Source organism: Corallococcus sp. AB018 (assembly GCF_003986945.1).
Taxonomy (GTDB): domain Bacteria; phylum Myxococcota; class Myxococcia; order Myxococcales; family Myxococcaceae; genus Corallococcus; species Corallococcus exiguus.
On record NZ_RAWR01000244.1, the window covers coordinates 1 to 15,451 of the forward strand.

Consider the following 15,451-nt stretch of genomic DNA (forward strand, 5'->3'; position numbering starts at 1 on the left):
GAGACAGCGGCAGGGGGTGGAGGGCGGGCAGGGAGGCGGTGCCTGGCCAGGCCCCCGGTGGAGCTTCTGGCCCGCCATCCTTCCTTGACTGATCCGAACCCGCTCTTTAGGTTGAGAGGCTTCCACCGGCTCAGTCAGAGCCAAGAAGGATGTTCCATGGCCCGCGTTACCGTTGAAGACTGCCTTCCCTACGTGGACAACCGGTTCGCGCTGGTGCTCCTGGGCGCCAAGCGCGCGCGCCAGCTGATGGCCGGCGCCCGGCCCATCATCGAGACCTCGAAGAACAAGCCGCCCGTGCTCGCCCTGCGCGAGGTCGCCACCCAGCGCGTGAAGTTCGACCGCGACGTGCGCGAGGCGCTGTCCGGCAAGTACGTGGGCGAAGAAGGCAAGAAGTAGCCTTCCGACCTACCCCGGCTCCTTCCCCTCCATGGGGGGAGGAGCCCCGGGCGCCAGGCCCTGGGCGCGCATCCACCGCAGCGCCCGGCCGGCGACGGCCTTCTCACCCTTGTAGCCCAGCGCCGGAATCAGCCCCTCGAGCGGCATCCAGCGCACCTCGTCCACCTCCACGCGCGGCCCCGGCAGCGGCCCCAGCTCTCCCGCCTCGTAGCGGAAGAGGAAGAAGTGGACGCGCTTGAAGATGCGCTGCCCCCGGAACTGGTAGACGTAGCGGATCTCCCCCAGGGGCGCGAGCAGCGCCACGGCGGTGAGGCCCGTCTCCTCCTTCACCTCGCGCCGCGCGGTCTGCTCCGGCGTCTCGCCGGGGTCCACGTGGCCCTTGGGCAGCGCCCACAGGTGACGCCCGTGCGGACGGATGACGGCGACCTCCCAGGCCCCGTCCTGGAAGCGGATGACAATGCCTCCTGAGGACGCCTCGCGCGGCATGCCTCCACCCTACCCGATGCAGGCGGCGGCCGGGACCCTCAACCGCCGTGCGCGAAGTGGCGCAGCTTGGCCTCCGCCCCCAACCGGTAGGCATAACGCAGGTCGCCGAGGAGCCGGTCCAACCGCCGGCTCAGGACATGCCCCATGAGCCGCGCGCAGAAGCGCCGGGACAGCCGGTTCGCCTCCTCGTAACGCCAGCGCTCCTCCACGGACAGCAGGGGCTGGTACGCGACCTGGTCGAAGAGACGCCCCAACAGCTCCCGCGCCCACCCGGCCACGCCCTCGCCCCAGCGGTGCATGAGGCACACGACGAACTTGTCCACCTCCGCCTGGGCCTCCAGCTCCAGCAGCGACACCGTGCGCTCATAGTGCGCCGTGTGCGCGACGTAGAGGAAGTGGCTGACCCCTTCGGTCACCTGGCAGTACCCGTCCAGGTCGCCCTCCAGCACGGAGCCCAGGGGGCTGCTCGCGTAGCGCTCCATGCGCTCGCGCAGGCCGGGGTCCAGGTAGAGCGCCACCTCCAGTTCGCCTCGGGCCTCCAGCACCAGCAGCTCCTCCGGCGCGCGCCCGGTGCCGCCCAGGAGCGCGGCGACCTCCGCGTCCACGACCACGAAGGCCTCCGCGCGGGCCTCGCATTTGAAGCCGTAGATGGCCTCCAGGTGGGCCTGGAGGCGCCCCACGAGCGGGAAGTCCCCGGCGTCAGTTGGCAAGTGGCCCCTTGCGCGGGATCCAGCCCGCGTCCACCAGCACGCGCTCCAGCTTGTCGTTGCCCGTGCGCACCCAGGACTCGTAGACGCGCAGCGCGCCCGCGGGCCCCGCGCTCACCAGGCCGCGCGCGCTGATCTCCTCCAGCACTTCCGCGAGCGAGCGGAACTTCTCGCACAGCTCGCGGTACACGCCGGTGAAGCCGCCCGCGGGCACCAGCTCCGCCACCTGCCCGTAGGCCGCGCCGCCCATCTGGATGTAGTAGTCCGGCCCCACCATCCCCTGCTGCAGCGCGCCGGAGAAGAAGCCGACCTTGTAGAGCGACACGTCGCCCAGCCGCCGCAGCGTGCGGATGCGCTCCTCGCGCTCCTGCTGCAGCGAGCGGTGGTACAGCTCCGCCAGCGGCTCGTGGTCCCGCCGGCCCTCCGCGTCACGGACGAACAGCTTGTCCGTGGCCGCGAACTCCGCCAGCAGGTTCACCAGGTAGAACTCGGTGGACTCGCCCAGCGCCACCCGCTGCCGGGCCGCGACCTCCAAGAGGAGTTCCCGGAAGAACTCCTTCAGCGAGGAAGAGGACGTCACCAGTCCGCTCATCGAGCACACCTCCCGGATGAAGCCTGAAAGGCCTCCGGGCCGGCGCCCGGACCTTCCAGGACACGCTTCCGACAAGCGTAGCCATGTCGCAAGGCGTTAGCAAAACAGACCCAAGTCTTATCAAGCACTTACGCTGGCACTCGTCCGGGGCGAGTGCCAACGTCCGGACACCCCACACGGCCTGGCGGGCAGGTGTGACAGGTGGGAATGTTTTTCGGAAAAGCCCAATCAGGACGGGAGTTTAGCGGCATCCGGACAGATGTCCCGACGTCGCTTGACGAGGTGAAGTCCCTGGTTATTATCCGCCGCGCCTGGGCGTTAGCACTCAGTAGGTGCGAGTGCCAACGCCGGGGCCCACAGGACCTTTCAATCACCCCTGCGGCATCCCGGTCCGGACCTTCCGTCCGCCTCCGGCAGCCGCGATTCACAGGAGCAAGCCATGAAGATTCGTCCCCTGCAGGATCGGCTCATCATCAAGCGCGTCGCCGAGGAGAACAAGACCAAGGGCGGCCTCTTCATCCCCGACACGGCGAAGGAGAAGCCGCTCGAGGGCAAGGTGATCGCCGTCGGTAACGGCAAGGTGCTGGAGGACGGCAAGGTGCGCGCCATGGACATCAAGGCCGGCGACACCATCCTCTTCAGCAAGTACGCGGGCACGGAGATCAAGCTGGACGGCGAGGATCACCTGATCCTCCGCGAAGAGGACGTGCTGGGCATCATCGAGAAGTGAAGCCCGCCGTTCGTCTTCCCACTCACAACTTCTAGAGGTTTCAGACCATGGCGAAAGACATCATTTTCGAAGTGCGCGCGCGTGACGCGATCCTGCGCGGCGTGAACATCCTGGCCGACGCGGTCAAGGTGACCCTGGGGCCCAAGGGCCGCAACGTCGTCATCGAGAAGAGCTTCGGCTCCCCCACCATCACGAAGGACGGCGTGACGGTGGCGAAGGAAATCGAACTGGAGAACAAGTTCGAGAACATGGGCGCCCAGATGGTCAAGGAGGTCGCCTCCAAGACGTCTGACGTCGCGGGTGACGGCACCACCACGGCCACCGTGCTGGCGCAGGCCATCTTCCGCGAGGGCGCGAAGCTGGTCGCCGCGGGCCACAACCCGATGGACATCAAGCGCGGCATCGACAAGGCCGTCGCCGCCATCATCGCCGAGTTGAAGACGCTGGCGAAGCCGACCAAGGGCAACAAGGAGATCGCCCAGGTTGGCACCATCTCCGCGAACGGTGACACCACCATCGGCCAGATCATCGCGGACGCGATGGAGAAGGTCGGCAAGGAGGGCGTCATCACGGTGGAAGAGGCCAAGGGCCTGGACACCACCCTGGACGTCGTCGAGGGCATGCAGTTCGACCGCGGCTACCTGTCCCCGTACTTCGTGACGGATCCGGAGCGCATGGAGGTCGTGCTGAACGACCCCCTCATCCTCATCCACGAGAAGAAGATCTCGTCGATGAAGGACCTGCTCCCCATCCTGGAGCAGGTGGCGCGCGCCGGTAAGCCCCTGCTGATCATCGCCGAGGAGGTCGAGGGCGAGGCCCTGGCCACCCTGGTGGTGAACAAGATCCGCGGCGTGCTGAACGTGGCGGCGGTGAAGGCGCCGGGCTTCGGCGACCGCCGCAAGGCCATGCTGGAGGACATCGCGGTCCTCACCGGCGGCCGGATGATCGCCGAGGACCTGGGCATCAAGCTGGACACGCTGACGCTCCAGGACCTGGGCCGCGCGAAGCGCGTCACCATCGACAAGGACAACACCACGGTCGTCGACGGCGCGGGCAGCCAGTCGGAGATCGAGGCGCGCGTGAAGCAGATCCGCGCCCAGGTCGAGGAGACCTCCAGCGACTACGACCGTGAGAAGCTCCAGGAGCGCCTCGCGAAGCTCGTGGGCGGCGTGGCCGTCATCAACGTGGGCGCCGCGACCGAGACGGAGATGAAGGAGAAGAAGGCCCGCGTGGAAGACGCGCTCAACGCGACCCGCGCGGCCGTGGAAGAGGGCGTCGTTCCTGGCGGCGGCGTGGCGTACATCCGCTGCCTCAAGGCCCTGGACACCCTGAAGGTCGCCGACGGTGAGAAGTCCGGCGTGGACATCATCCGTCGCTCCGTCGAGGAGCCGCTGCGTCAGATCGTCGGCAACGGCGGCCTGGAGGGCAGCGTGGTGGTGAACAAGGTCAAGGAGGGCACGGGTCCCTTCGGCTTCAACGCCGCCACCGGCGTCTACGAGGACCTGCTGGCCGCGGGCGTCATCGACCCGGCCAAGGTGAGCCGCACCGCGCTGCAGAACGCGGCGTCGGTCGCCTCGCTGATGCTCACCACGGAGGCCATGGTCGCCGAGCGCCCGAAGGCGGACGACGACAAGGGCGGCGGCGGCGGTGGTGGCATGGGCGGGATGGGTGGCATGGGCGGTATGGGCGGCATGGGCATGTAGTCGCCCCACCCGTCCCCAAGCAGTCCAGGGGATGGACTTGATGGCCTCCGGCGCCCACCAGGGTTCCGGGGGCCGTCGTGTTTTCAAGGGACCAGGCACAAGGGAAGGCCCGTGGCCACCCGTGCAACGGCCCCTTAGGTTTGGCATCAAGAGAGCCAGGAGGAATTCCATGAAGCCCGTGAAGATCTACACGACGACCTACTGTGGCTTTTGCGTGCGCGCGAAGGACCTGCTCAAGCGCAAGGGCGTGGCCTACGAAGAGGTGGACGTCACCGGAGACGACGACGCCCGCACGAAGCTGGTGGAGATGAGCGGCGGTCAGCGCACCGTGCCGCAGATCTTCATCGGCGACACGCACGTGGGCGGCTACTCCGACATGGCCGCGCTCGACCGCGAGGGCAAGCTGGACCCCATGCTCCACGCTTGAGCAGCCAGGCGGCCGGGCCCCGTGCCCGGACGCCACCCGCGTTCCCCGTGCCTACCTTCTTCGCCAAGGCACTCACCCCTTTCACGGGAGGAACACCATGGCGGGCGGACAGGAAGTCACGGGGACCCGGGATGAACACCACGACCTCATCAGCACGCTCTACCACCTGCTCAAGGGCGCGTCGGTGAGCGCGCAGTACCTGCGCGACGCGGAGGCCGCGGGGGACCAGGAGCTGGCGCAGCTCTTCCGCGACTGGCAGGACGAGCAGCGCAACCTGGCCGAGCGCGCCAAGAACCTGCTGGGCACGCGCATGGTGAACGCGCAGGCCGGCACGGGCCGTGCGGCCACGTCGGGCGCGGAGCCCAAGAGCACGAAGCGCAGGACGAACGCGGAGGTGCCGACGCGCGAGGTGAAGGGCCCCACCAACGCGAGCGTGCGCTCCGGCGGAAGCCCCGGCGACGACGAAGTGGACGAGCAGTCCAAGGAGTCGTTCCCCGCGAGCGACGCACCCTCGAAGTACTGAGGCGGGGGGAAATCCGGAAGGCAGGCCCGACGTCCCTGGTTGGGGCGGCCGGGCCCCTTCTGTCTTCATCTTCAACGGACGTTTCCGCGTCTACTTGTTCCACTTGCCCCCTGTGTGCAGTCCCCCCTAAAGAGGCGGGATTGAGGGCGACGAGGGGTGTTTTTGCCCCCCACGCCCCGTTGCGACCAGGGGTCCGTGACCATGATTGACAGACCGGATGTCACCGAAACCGTCCACGCGGAGCGCGAGGCCCAGGCCACTCGCGTCCCCCTTCACGAGTGGACGGTGGAGGTGGTGGGCGGTCCGGACAAGGGCAAGAAGGTCACCACCCGGGACTCGCTGGTGCGCGCGGGCTCCGACGCCGCGGGCGATCTGGTGCTGAGCGACCCGACGGTGAGCCGCCGTCACCTGGAGGTGGAGCGGCTGCCGCAGGGGCTGCTGCTGCGCGACACCGGCAGCCGCAACGGCACGTTCCTGGACGGGCGCCGCATCATCCAGGCCTTCGTCGCCAGCGGCGACAAGGTGGAGCTGGGCAAGACGAAGCTGGTGGTGAAGGTGGCCGCCCGCGCGACGGAGGTGGAGGTCGCCGGCGCGGAGTCCTTCGGGCAGCTCGTGGGCAGCTCGGAGAAGATGCGCTGGGTCTTCACGGAACTGCGCCGCATCGCTCGCGAGGACATGAACCTGCTCGTCGAGGGTGAGACGGGCACGGGCAAGGAGCTGGCCGCGCGGGCGGTGCACCAGCACTCGCTGCGCCGCCACGGCGCCTTCAAGGTCGTGGACTGCAACCTCATCTCCGAGGAGAAGGCGGAGCGCGAGCTGTTCGGCGGGCTGCGCGCCGGGGAGAACGAGGACAAGGGCGCGCGCGGCATCTTCGAGGCGGCGCGCGGCGGCACCCTCTTCCTGGACGAGGTGGGCGAGCTGCCCATGTCCGTGCAGGGCAAGCTCTTGCGCGTGCTGGAGACGCGCGAGGTGCCGTCGCTGGACGGGCAGCCGGTGGCGGTGGACGTGCGCGTCATCGCCTCCACGCACCGCAACCTGGAGGAGGACGTGCGCCAGGGCCGCTTCCGCGCGGACCTCTACTTCCGGCTCGCGGTGGCGCGCGTGAAGCTGCCGCCCCTGCGCACCCGCCGCGACGACATCCCCACGCTGTCGCAGGCCCTGTCGCGCGGCATGAAGGCCGCGCTGGAGCTGACGCCGCAGACGCTGGCCCTCTTCGAGGGCTACGACTGGCCGGGCAACGTGCGCGAGCTGCGCAACGTGCTGGAGCGCGGCGCGCTGATGCAGGAGACGGGCAACACCAGCTGGCTGGACTTCCTGGCGCACGCGCCCAAGCTCACGGAAGGCACGGAGCCCGCCACCAACGTGGCCGCCATCGTCACCGGCATGCCGTACCACGAAGCGAAGGACCGGGTGCTCGCGGACTTCGAGCGGCTGTACTTCGCGGAAGTCATGCGCGAGGTGGCCTTCGACATGAAGGCCGCGGAGCAGCGCACCGGCCTGTCCATGCAGAGCCTCTACCGCCTGTTGAAGAAGAACGGGCTCCGCCTCAAGGACCTCAAGAACGCCGAGGGCCTGGAGAAGTGAGCGCCCGACCGCAGTCCCAATCACCCCAACCGGGAGAAAGCCTCACCATGCTGAAGCGTCTCGCCGTCGCCTCCGTCATCCTCACCGCCGCCTGTGCCGGCCAGCAGAAGACCGAAGCCACCGAAGGTCAGAAGCAGATGACCAAGGAAGAGCGGCTGCGCATCACCAACCAGCCCCCCTTCGACCTGGCGACCTGCTTCCCGCACGAGCAGACCCTGCCCACCCCCGCCAACGAGGGTGTCCTCGTGGGCGCGCTCCTGAGCGTCCGTCCGGACGTGCTGGAGTGCCTGGTGGACCCCGCCAACCGCGGCCCCGCGGCCAGCACCAAGGTGATGGTGAAGTCCACCGTCAACGCGCAGGGCGCCACGCACGCCGTCTCCGGTGAGAACCTCACCCCGGCCGGCACGGCCTGCATCCAGCAGGTGCTGGACACGCACGTGAAGCCCGCGGCGCTGGCGGCGGACGCGAAGCCGGTGGAGGCCTCGTACGAGTACGACCACGCCACCGCCAACAACCCCTCCGTCACCATGGGCATCAACGAGGGCTCGGACTTCTCCGGCACGGTGCGCCTGGCCCAGAAGAGCTGGTGTGACTGCTTCGCCGGCTTCAAGGCGTCCACGCCGCCGGTGCTGGCCGCCGACATCCACATCGTGAAGGGTCAGCCCAACCCGACGGAGGTCGTCTTCAAGCCCTCCGGCAGCACGGAAGGCGACCAACTGGCGTCCTGCATGCAGGCGAAGATCGCCGCCATGCCCGCGACGACGACGGGCGAGCTGAAGTTCCCCTTCCGCTTCGTGTTCTTCAACTCGCAGGCCCCGGTGGAGGCCTCCACGACCATGCCGCCGGAGCTGCGCTTCTTCCAGCTGGAGCTGGCGCGCACCCAGACGGCCGCCGCGTCCGCCATCGCCTTCGGCGCGCGCACCAACGCGGCGGACACGTATGACGCCGTCGTTCAGAAGTACACCAAGACGAAGGACTACAAGCTCTTCGACGAGCTGTCCTCCAAGTGCCAGGCGCTGGTGGACTCCGCCGGCAAGTGGGTGGACGCGCTCAAGGCGCAGGAGACGGTGGACCAGACGACCCTGACGCTGGTGCAGCAGCTCAAGGCCCAGAAGGAAGACTGGGCCCCGGTGGAGACCGCCAGCCAGGAGGCCCTGGCCAACACCCAGAAGGACCTCTCCGCCGCCCAGCAGCGTCTGGCCGCGGACCAGGGCGCCTGCCCGAAGAAGAGCTACGCGCCGACGAAGAAGAAGTAGTCCTTCGACGTTGAGCCGCTGAAATGACAACGGGCGCTCCGGGGAACATCCCGGGGCGCCCGTCTTCTTTTCAGCGACCAGCCCTGCCCTGCCCCGCGCCCTTAAGACGCGGCGGGGACCTTGTCGTCGTTGTGCGCGGAGGCCTCGCGCATCTTCACGCTGACGAGCTTGGAGATGCCGGGCTCCTCCATGGTGACGCCGTAGAGCGTGTCGGCGATCTCCATGGTGCGCTTGTTGTGGGTGATGAGGATGAACTGCGACTGGCTGCTCATCTCCTTCACCATGTCGTTGTAGCGGCCCACGTTGCCCTCATCCAGCGGGGCGTCGACCTCGTCCAGGAGGCAGAAGGGGGTGGGCTTGATGAGGAAGATGCCGAAGATGAGCGCCACTGCGGTGAGGGCCTTCTCGCCACCGGAGAGCAGGTTGACGCTCTGGAGCTTCTTGCCCGGCGGCTGGGCGACAATCTCCACGCCCGGCTCACCGTTGGGGCCCTCCTGCGTGAGGATGAGGCTGGCGCGGCCACCGCCGAACAGGCGCGGGAAGATGGCCTGGAACTTGTCGTTCACCACGTCGAAGGTCTGCTTGAAGCGCTCGCGGCTCGTCGCGTCGATGCGGACGATGGCTTCCTTCAGCTGGCTGATGGACGCCAGGAGGTCCTGACGCTGGGTGGAGAGGAACTCGAAGCGCTTGGACAGCTCCGCGTGCTCGTCGATGGCGGTGAGGTTGATCTCCCCCATCTTCTCCACCTGCGCGCGCAGGTCCTTGAGCTCGCTCTCCACTTCCGGCGAGAGCGGCGCCAGCAGGTGGTAGTTGTGCAGCTCCGTGGCCAGCTCCAGCTGGTAGCGCTCGCGGATGCCGGCGGCCAGGTGCTCCAGCTCCAGGCCAATCTCCTTCTCGCGCAGGGTGATTTGCGACAGGCCCTGCATGAGCTCGTCCAGCCGGCCGCGCAGCTCGCGGAAGGAGGTGTCCTGCTCGCGCACTTCCGTGGTGGCGGTGGTGTGCGCGGTGCGGCGGGCCTCCAGGGCCTCCGCGCCCACGCGGTGCTCCTCCGCCCGCTGCTCCTTGGTGGACTCCAGCTCCGCGAGCCGGCCCTGCAGCTGCTCCACCTTGGTGCGGCCGTCCGTCACCGTGGCCTGCAGGCGGCTGACGCGCGACTCCATGTCCCGGCGCTGCGCCACCAGGCTCTCCAGCTCCTTGCGCGCGGACTCACCGCGCTCGCTGCCGGCGGCCACCTTCACGCGCAGGCCCATCAGGTTCGAGGACGCGGTGTCCGCGCGCTGGCGCAGCCCCTCCAGCTCCCCGGCGTACTGGCGCACGCGCTCCTCGCGCGCCTCGCGGTCCGCCTGGCCGTGGGCGACCTCGCCGCGGCTGGACTCCTCCTCGTTGGTGAGCGCGGTGTGGCTCTGCGACAGCTGGCCCTCCTCGCCCTCCAGCGAGCGCAGCCGCTCGCGCACCCGGGCCAGGTCCTCGCTCGCCTTGTGGAGGTCCTTCTCCTGGCTGGCCAGGTTGACCTCCTCCGCGTGCTGCTCCTTGCCCAGGCCCTTGAGGACGGCCTCCGCCTGCCCCATCTGCTTCTGGAGCGTGTAGTGGCGGGTCAAAATCTCGTTGTAGCGCTCCTCCACCCGGGCCACTTCGGCCGCCAGCTCGGCGATTTCGCGCTTCTTCTGGAGCGCGCCCACCGCCGCGCCCTCGCGCTCACCGCCGGTGATGGAGCCGTCCGCGCGGAACACCTCGCCGTCCAGCGTGACGAGCGTGACGGGCACGGGGGTGGTTTCCGCGTACTCGCTCGCGGCGGCCATGTCCTGGACGATGACCACGTCGCCCAGGAGCAGCTTGAGCACCGGCTCCAGCGCGGGCTCGCAGGACACTTCCTTGAGCGCGTGCGCCAGGACGCCCGGGCGCGAGAGGTCCGGCTCCACGTACGCCCGGGCCTGCTCGCCGGAGGGCACCGGCAGGAAGGTGCCGCGCCCTTCCGCGTGGCCCTTCAGGTACTCCACCAGCTCCACGCCCTTCTCGCGGCTGTCCACGATGACGTGCTGGAGCCGCTCGCCCAGGGCGGCCTCCACCGCGCGCTCGTAGCGCGCCGAATTCACCGTGAGGACGTCCGCCACCAGGCCGAAGATGCCCTGCTCGCGAGCGGCCTCCGCGGCGCGCACCATGACGGCGCGCACGCCCCGGTCGAAGCCGTCGTAGTTCTTCTGGATGTCCTCCAGGGAGGACAGGCGGCTGCGCTTGTCGCTCAGCTCCTCGCGCAGCGCGATGACCTGGACCTCGTTCTCCGTGAAGGCCTCGCGCGTGCGGGTGAGGGCCTCTTCTTCCTGGCCCCGGCGCTCGGCCAATTCGGAGGCCAGGTGGCGCGTGTCCTCCACGTGCCTGGCCGCCTGGGTGCGCACGGTGTCCAGCTCCTGCTCCTGGACGCGCAGGGCCTCCAGCTCACCGCCCAGCTTCGCGCGGCGCGCCTCCAGGTCCGTGCGCTGGCGCGCGAGGTTGACCAGGTTGCTCTCGTGGTTCGCCAGGCGCGTGGCCACGGCGACCAGCCCGGCCCGCTCCTGCTCCAGGCGCAGGGAGATTTCCGTCTGGAGCACGGAGACGCGGCGCTGCTCCTCCAGGGCCACCGCCATGGCCACTTCGTCTTCCTTGTACGAGCCGGCGATGCCCGACAGCTCCGCCTCGCGGGCCGTCATGGTCCGCACGACTTCGGCCTGCCGCGCGAGCAGCGCGTCCAGCTCCGCCTGCGCGGACTCCACGCGCGCGCCGGTTTCCTCGAAGTCGCGGCGGCCGTAGGACAGCTCCTGCGCCTCGCGCTGCAGGGCGCTCTCCAGCGCGTGCACCTCTCCGGCGTACTGCTGGAGGGCCGCCCCTTCCGCGTCCAGCTCCGCGCGGCGCCGGGTGATGACCTCCTCCAGCTCCTTCACCTTGTCCAGGCCCTCGCGCTCCTCGCCGCCCAGGTTCTCCAGGCGAGACTGGAGCACGCGCTTCTCCGCCATCAGCTCCAGCGAGCGGTGGCTGGTGGAGTGCAAATCAATCTCCCGCATGCGCGCCTTGAGCTTGCGGTACTTCTCCGCCTTCTTCGCCTGGCGCGACAGCGTGTCGAGCCGCTTCTCCAGCTCGCCCGTGATGTCGTTGACGCGCAGGAGGTTGGCCTCGGTGGCCTCCATCTTGCGCTCGGCGGCCTTGCGGCGGGCCTTGTACTTGGTGACGCCCGCAGCCTCTTCCAGCAGGTGCCGGCGGTCCTCCGGCTTGCTGGAGACGATGAGGCCCACGCGGCCCTGCTCGATGATGGAGTAGGCCTTGGTGCCCACGCCCGTGCCGAGGAACAGCTCGGTGATGTCCAGCAGGCGGCAGAGGGTCTTGTTGATGAGGTACTCGGAGTCGCCGTTGCGGAACAGGCGCCGCGTCACCGTAATCTCGCTGAAGCCCTGGTACTGGGGCGCCAGCGTGTCCGTGTCGTCCACGAGGAAGGTGAGCGACACCTCCGCCATGGACAGGGGCGGCTTGTTCTCCGAGCCGTTGAAGATGACGTCTTCCATGCCGCGGCCGCGCAGGTTCTTCGCGCTCTGCTCGCCCATCACCCAGCGGATGGCGTCCACGACGTTGGATTTGCCACACCCATTGGGGCCGACGACCCCGGTGACGCCCTCGTCGAAGGAGAAGACGCTCCGCTCCATGAACGACTTGAAGCCGGTGATGTCCAGGCGCTTGATTCGCATGCCAGCGGGCTCCCTACAGGCCGACGGTGAGACGGGGTGAAAACGCGCGCGGGGCCGGAAAATCGGCTCCGCAGCGTTTGGCAGGAGTACCAACGCACCCCGCCCCGGATCAAGCGTGACCATGCCACGCATGACCCTATGTGCAGTGCTACAGGTTGGTGTGCGAGCGGCCTTGCACCACCCTTGCAAAGCAACCGACCCACCCTACCTTCCTCTTGATCTTTCTGGAGGCGTCCTACGTTTCAGCCCTTGCTCGCCATGTCGCTCCTCGTCGGTGCGGCCCCGACGTCCCAGGTAGCACCCCGGTCTGACATGGTCGTGGCGGCGGCGCCGGCCCCCTGTCCGAACCCCTGGTTTCCCATGGAGGAAGGCCTGTCGCTGACCTACCGGGCGGGCCGCTCGTCAGAGCTGGTGCTGGCGACGAAGGACGTCGCCCCCGCCGCTGACGGGACGGTGAAGGCCACGCTGGCGGTGAGCCTCAAGGGGCGCAGCGGCCAGACGGACCTGACCTGCGACTCCGAAGGCGTCCGCACGGGCCTGGGCGGACTGGAGGGCACGCTCCTGTCCGCGTCCGGCATGGACGTTCAAGTCGTGAACGCGGAGGGCGCGGCAGTGCCGGCGCCGTCCGTGATGGTCCTCGGGGGCACCTGGAAGAACAGCCTGTCGGTGAAGCTCCAGCCGCCGGCCAGGAAGGGCGGCCTGCGCCCCATCATCGCCACGACCTTCGACAAGGAGGCCACGGTGGTGGGCGAGGAGGAGGTCACCGTCGCGGCGGGCACCTTCAAGGCGCTGAAGATCAAGAACATCACCACGGCGCGCGCCAGCCGCCCCGGCTCGGAGGGGCGCTCCATGGAGAGCTTCATGTGGTTCGCGCCGGACGTGGGCATCGTGAAGCTGACCACGGACGGAGAGACGAACCTGGAGCTGCTCAAGGTGGACCGGCCGAACGCCAAGGTGAAGCCGGCGGCCATCCAGGGCGGCGCGAAGAAGAAGGCCGTGAAGCCCACCAAGAGCTAGCGCTTCACCCCGTCTCGCCGGAGGGCACGGGCGGCTCCGTGGGGCGGCTGCCGTCCTTGGGCACCGCCGTGGGGCGCGACTGCGGCTCCACCGTGACACGCACCACGCGGGGGCCGTCCACCTCCTCCACGAGGATGCGCCACATGTCGAGCTTGAGGCTGTCGCCCTTCTCCGGCACCCGGCCCAGCTTCGTCATCAGGTAGCCGGCGATGGTCGTCACCTCGCCCTTCTCGTCGTCGCTCAGGTCGAAGGTGACGTCCAGCTGGGCCTCCAGGTCGTCCAGCTGCGCGGTGCCGGGCAGCTCGAAGCGGCCTCCCGGCAGCGCCCGGACCTCCTCCACGCGCCGTCCCAGCTCCGCCACGTCGCCCACCACCTCCGCAACCACGTCCGCGATGGTCACGAGCCCGGACGTGCCGCCGTGCTCGTCCACCACCATGGCGATCTGCCGGCGCCGGCGGCGGAACTCCGTCAGGAGCTGCTCCAGCGTCGCGTTCTCCGGGATGAAGAGCACCGGGCGCTGCACCTGCGACAGGCTGCGCAGCTCGCCGCGCGACAGGAGGAAGAACAGGTCCTTCACGTTCACCACGCCCTCGACCTCGTCGAGGTTGCCCCGGCACACCGGCAGCCACGTGTGCCCGGACGCCCGCGCGTCGATGACGTTCCTGTCCAGCGCCTCCTCCACGTCCAGGTAGCGCATCTGGTTGCGGGGCACCATCACCTGCCGCGCCGTCTTCTGCGCCATCTCCAGCGCGCGCTCCAGCAGCTCCGCCCGCGCCGTGGTGATGGCGCCGGCCTGCGCGGAGCTGTGCAGGATGACGCGCAGCTCGTCCTCGTTCGTCGCCTCGTGCGACTCACTGGCGGAGTGCAGGCCGAAGGCCTTGAGCACCAGCCCCGCCAGCCAGTTGAGCAGCCGGATGGCCGGGTAGAAGAGGAAGTAGAACGCGCGCATGGGCAGCGCCACCGCGAGCGTCGTCTGCTCCGCGCGCTGGATGGCGACGCTCTTGGGCGCCAGCTCCCCCATCACGATGTGCAGGAACGTGATGATGCTGAAGCCGATGATGCCCGCCGCGGTGGAGCCGTACTTCGCCGCCATCGCCTCCGGCAGCACCTTCTCCACCACCGGGTGCAGCAGGTGTTCGAACGCGGGCTCACCCAGCCAGCCCAGGCCCAGCGACGCGAGCGTGATGCCGAACTGCGTGGCGGACAGGTACGCGTCCAGCTCGGTCACCATCTTCAGGGCCGTGGACGCGCCGGGCGTGCCCTCGTCCACCAGGGACTGCAGGCGCGTGGCGCGGATCTTCACGATGGCGAACTCCGTCGCCACGAAGAAACCGTTCGCGACGACCAGCAGCAGCGCCAGCCCCAGGAAAACCCATTCCATGTGTGATTCCCTCAGAAGAGGGCTTCGAAGTCCGGATCGCCCTTGAGCACGTCGAACATGGGGTCCGCGGACAGCCACCCCAGGACCTTCTGCCGGTCCGCCGCCAGCGCCTTCTGCAGGTACTGGACGGCGTCCTTCGGACGGCCCCACAGCGCGTACAGCGCCGCCAGGTTGTAGTTGAGCAGGAGGTCTTCCGCGTTGAGCGCCCGGGCGCGCTCGTAGGCGCGCTCCGCTTCCGCGTAGAAGCCCTTCTGGGCGTAGCAGATGCCCAGGTCCAGCTGCGCCTCGAAGTTGTCCGGCTCCAGCCGCACCACTTCCTTCAGCTGGGTGATGGAGGAGCGGTAATCCCCCTCATCCATCATCAGCGCCGCCAGTTCGTGCCGGGGGAAGGCGTCCTGCGGGTCCAGCTCGATGGCGGCCTGCAGCTCCCGCATCGCCTCCTCCACCCGCCCCTGGTCCGCGTAGGTGAGCCCCAGGTTCAAGTGGGCGTCCGGGTACTCCGGATCCAGCTCGATGGCTTCCTTGTACTCCTCCACGGCCATCTCGCTGGCGTGGGTGGAGAGGAAGCAGGCCAGGTTGTAGTGCGCGGTGGCGCTCTCCGGCTCCAGCTTGAGCGCGGTGAGGTACTCGCCCAGCGCCTCGCGGAACTGCTTCTTCTCCGCGTAGACCGTGGCCAGGTTGTCGTGCGCGTGCGCCGACGTGGGGTCCAGGTCGATGGCCTTCTTGAACTCCTTGACGGCCTCGTCCAGCCAGCCCCGGTCCGCCAGCTCGATGCCGCGGGTGTTGTGCTCATCGGACAGAGCAATGTTGTCCTTTTCCCGGGCCATGGGCGCGCGGCAATCTACGCGTCGCGCGTTTCCCCGTGCAAGGTAGAGTTTCCCCTTGCCCATGCGCCACGCCGCCCTGCTGCTCCTGCTGTCGCTTTCCGCCTGCCATCCC

Annotated in this window: 14 protein-coding genes; 8 read left to right on the forward strand and 6 right to left on the reverse strand. The window is 68.9% G+C overall.

Going from position 1 to position 15,451, the window contains the following annotated elements:
* Positions 1-156: 156 nt before the first annotated feature.
* On the forward strand, positions 157-396 hold the full coding sequence (rpoZ, locus tag D7Y11_RS36235) for a DNA-directed RNA polymerase subunit omega (protein ID WP_120576017.1): 240 nt from the start codon (positions 157-159) through the stop codon (positions 394-396).
* 9 nt (positions 397-405) lie between these two features.
* Here rpoZ and D7Y11_RS36240 read toward each other — a convergent pair whose 3' ends face one another.
* The 3 genes from D7Y11_RS36240 to D7Y11_RS36250 are packed head-to-tail and all read right to left on the reverse strand — an operon-like array spanning position 406 to position 2,181.
* Positions 406-882 (reverse strand): NUDIX hydrolase, encoded by a 477-nt coding sequence (locus D7Y11_RS36240; protein WP_120576018.1) that lies wholly within the window; start codon positions 880-882, stop codon positions 406-408.
* Between the two features lie 38 nt (positions 883-920).
* Entirely contained in the window at positions 921-1,592 is a 672-nt protein-coding gene (locus D7Y11_RS36245) for a hypothetical protein (RefSeq protein ID WP_120576019.1), read from the reverse strand.
* Positions 1,582-2,181 (reverse strand): hypothetical protein, encoded by a 600-nt coding sequence (locus tag D7Y11_RS36250; protein ID WP_126935961.1) that lies wholly within the window; start codon positions 2,179-2,181, stop codon positions 1,582-1,584. The genes D7Y11_RS36245 and D7Y11_RS36250 overlap by 11 nt, the downstream gene beginning before the upstream one ends.
* A gap of 439 nt (positions 2,182-2,620) precedes the next feature.
* On the opposite strand from D7Y11_RS36250, the gene groES reads away from it, so the two are divergent.
* From groES to D7Y11_RS36280, 6 genes are all read left to right on the forward strand, one after another.
* Entirely contained in the window at positions 2,621-2,911 is a 291-nt protein-coding gene (gene groES / locus D7Y11_RS36255) for a co-chaperone GroES (protein WP_014395362.1), read from the forward strand.
* A 47-nt stretch (positions 2,912-2,958) separates the two neighbouring features.
* Positions 2,959-4,614 carry a chaperonin GroEL gene (gene groL, locus D7Y11_RS36260; RefSeq protein ID WP_120576021.1) on the forward strand — a complete coding sequence of 552 codons (1,656 nt, stop codon included), beginning with the start codon at positions 2,959-2,961 and terminating at the stop codon, positions 4,612-4,614.
* A 169-nt stretch (positions 4,615-4,783) separates the two neighbouring features.
* Positions 4,784-5,041 carry a glutaredoxin 3 gene (gene grxC, locus D7Y11_RS36265; protein ID WP_120564118.1) on the forward strand — a complete coding sequence of 86 codons (258 nt, stop codon included), beginning with the start codon at positions 4,784-4,786 and terminating at the stop codon, positions 5,039-5,041.
* A gap of 97 nt (positions 5,042-5,138) precedes the next feature.
* Entirely contained in the window at positions 5,139-5,564 is a 426-nt protein-coding gene (locus tag D7Y11_RS36270) for a hypothetical protein (RefSeq protein ID WP_120576022.1), read from the forward strand.
* Positions 5,565-5,765: 201 nt separating this feature from the next.
* Complete coding sequence (locus D7Y11_RS36275; RefSeq protein ID WP_120576023.1) at positions 5,766-7,148, forward strand: sigma 54-interacting transcriptional regulator; 1,383 nt, start codon at positions 5,766-5,768, stop codon at positions 7,146-7,148.
* Positions 7,149-7,195: 47 nt separating this feature from the next.
* Positions 7,196-8,404 (forward strand): hypothetical protein, encoded by a 1,209-nt coding sequence (locus tag D7Y11_RS36280; protein WP_121755559.1) that lies wholly within the window; start codon positions 7,196-7,198, stop codon positions 8,402-8,404.
* Between the two features lie 101 nt (positions 8,405-8,505).
* Here the strand turns inward: D7Y11_RS36280 and smc are convergent, their stop codons facing one another.
* Positions 8,506-12,114: a chromosome segregation protein SMC gene (gene smc / locus D7Y11_RS36285; protein ID WP_121755560.1), complete on the reverse strand. Its 3,609-nt coding sequence runs from the start codon at positions 12,112-12,114 to the stop codon at positions 8,506-8,508.
* A 360-nt stretch (positions 12,115-12,474) separates the two neighbouring features.
* On the opposite strand from smc, the gene D7Y11_RS36290 reads away from it, so the two are divergent.
* Positions 12,475-13,131, forward strand: coding sequence for a hypothetical protein (locus D7Y11_RS36290; protein ID WP_233596786.1), 657 nt, complete (start codon positions 12,475-12,477; stop codon positions 13,129-13,131).
* 4 nt (positions 13,132-13,135) lie between these two features.
* Here D7Y11_RS36290 and D7Y11_RS36295 read toward each other — a convergent pair whose 3' ends face one another.
* Complete coding sequence (locus tag D7Y11_RS36295) at positions 13,136-14,512, reverse strand: hemolysin family protein (protein WP_120576027.1); 1,377 nt, start codon at positions 14,510-14,512, stop codon at positions 13,136-13,138.
* 11 nt (positions 14,513-14,523) lie between these two features.
* Complete coding sequence (locus D7Y11_RS36300; RefSeq protein WP_120576028.1) at positions 14,524-15,339, reverse strand: lipopolysaccharide assembly protein LapB; 816 nt, start codon at positions 15,337-15,339, stop codon at positions 14,524-14,526.
* Between the last annotated feature and the right edge of the window lie 112 nt (positions 15,340-15,451).

Bases quoted from the DNA above. Each gene is read 5' to 3' on its own strand.
- rpoZ (WP_120576017.1), top strand. From the start codon at position 157: ATGGCCCGCGTTACCGTTGAAGACTGCCTTCCCTACGTGGACAACCGG.
- D7Y11_RS36240 (WP_120576018.1), bottom strand. From the start codon at position 882: ATGCCGCGCGAGGCGTCCTCAGGAGGCATTGTCATCCGCTTCCAGGAC.
- D7Y11_RS36250 (WP_126935961.1), bottom strand. From the start codon at position 2,181: ATGAGCGGACTGGTGACGTCCTCTTCCTCGCTGAAGGAGTTCTTCCGG.
- groES (WP_014395362.1), top strand. From the start codon at position 2,621: ATGAAGATTCGTCCCCTGCAGGATCGGCTCATCATCAAGCGCGTCGCC.
- groL (WP_120576021.1), top strand. From the start codon at position 2,959: ATGGCGAAAGACATCATTTTCGAAGTGCGCGCGCGTGACGCGATCCTG.
- grxC (WP_120564118.1), top strand. From the start codon at position 4,784: ATGAAGCCCGTGAAGATCTACACGACGACCTACTGTGGCTTTTGCGTG.
- D7Y11_RS36270 (WP_120576022.1), top strand. From the start codon at position 5,139: ATGGCGGGCGGACAGGAAGTCACGGGGACCCGGGATGAACACCACGAC.
- D7Y11_RS36275 (WP_120576023.1), top strand. From the start codon at position 5,766: ATGATTGACAGACCGGATGTCACCGAAACCGTCCACGCGGAGCGCGAG.
- D7Y11_RS36280 (WP_121755559.1), top strand. From the start codon at position 7,196: ATGCTGAAGCGTCTCGCCGTCGCCTCCGTCATCCTCACCGCCGCCTGT.
- smc (WP_121755560.1), bottom strand. From the start codon at position 12,114: ATGCGAATCAAGCGCCTGGACATCACCGGCTTCAAGTCGTTCATGGAG.
- D7Y11_RS36290 (WP_233596786.1), top strand. From the start codon at position 12,475: ATGGAGGAAGGCCTGTCGCTGACCTACCGGGCGGGCCGCTCGTCAGAG.
- D7Y11_RS36295 (WP_120576027.1), bottom strand. From the start codon at position 14,512: ATGGAATGGGTTTTCCTGGGGCTGGCGCTGCTGCTGGTCGTCGCGAAC.
- D7Y11_RS36300 (WP_120576028.1), bottom strand. From the start codon at position 15,339: ATGGCCCGGGAAAAGGACAACATTGCTCTGTCCGATGAGCACAACACC.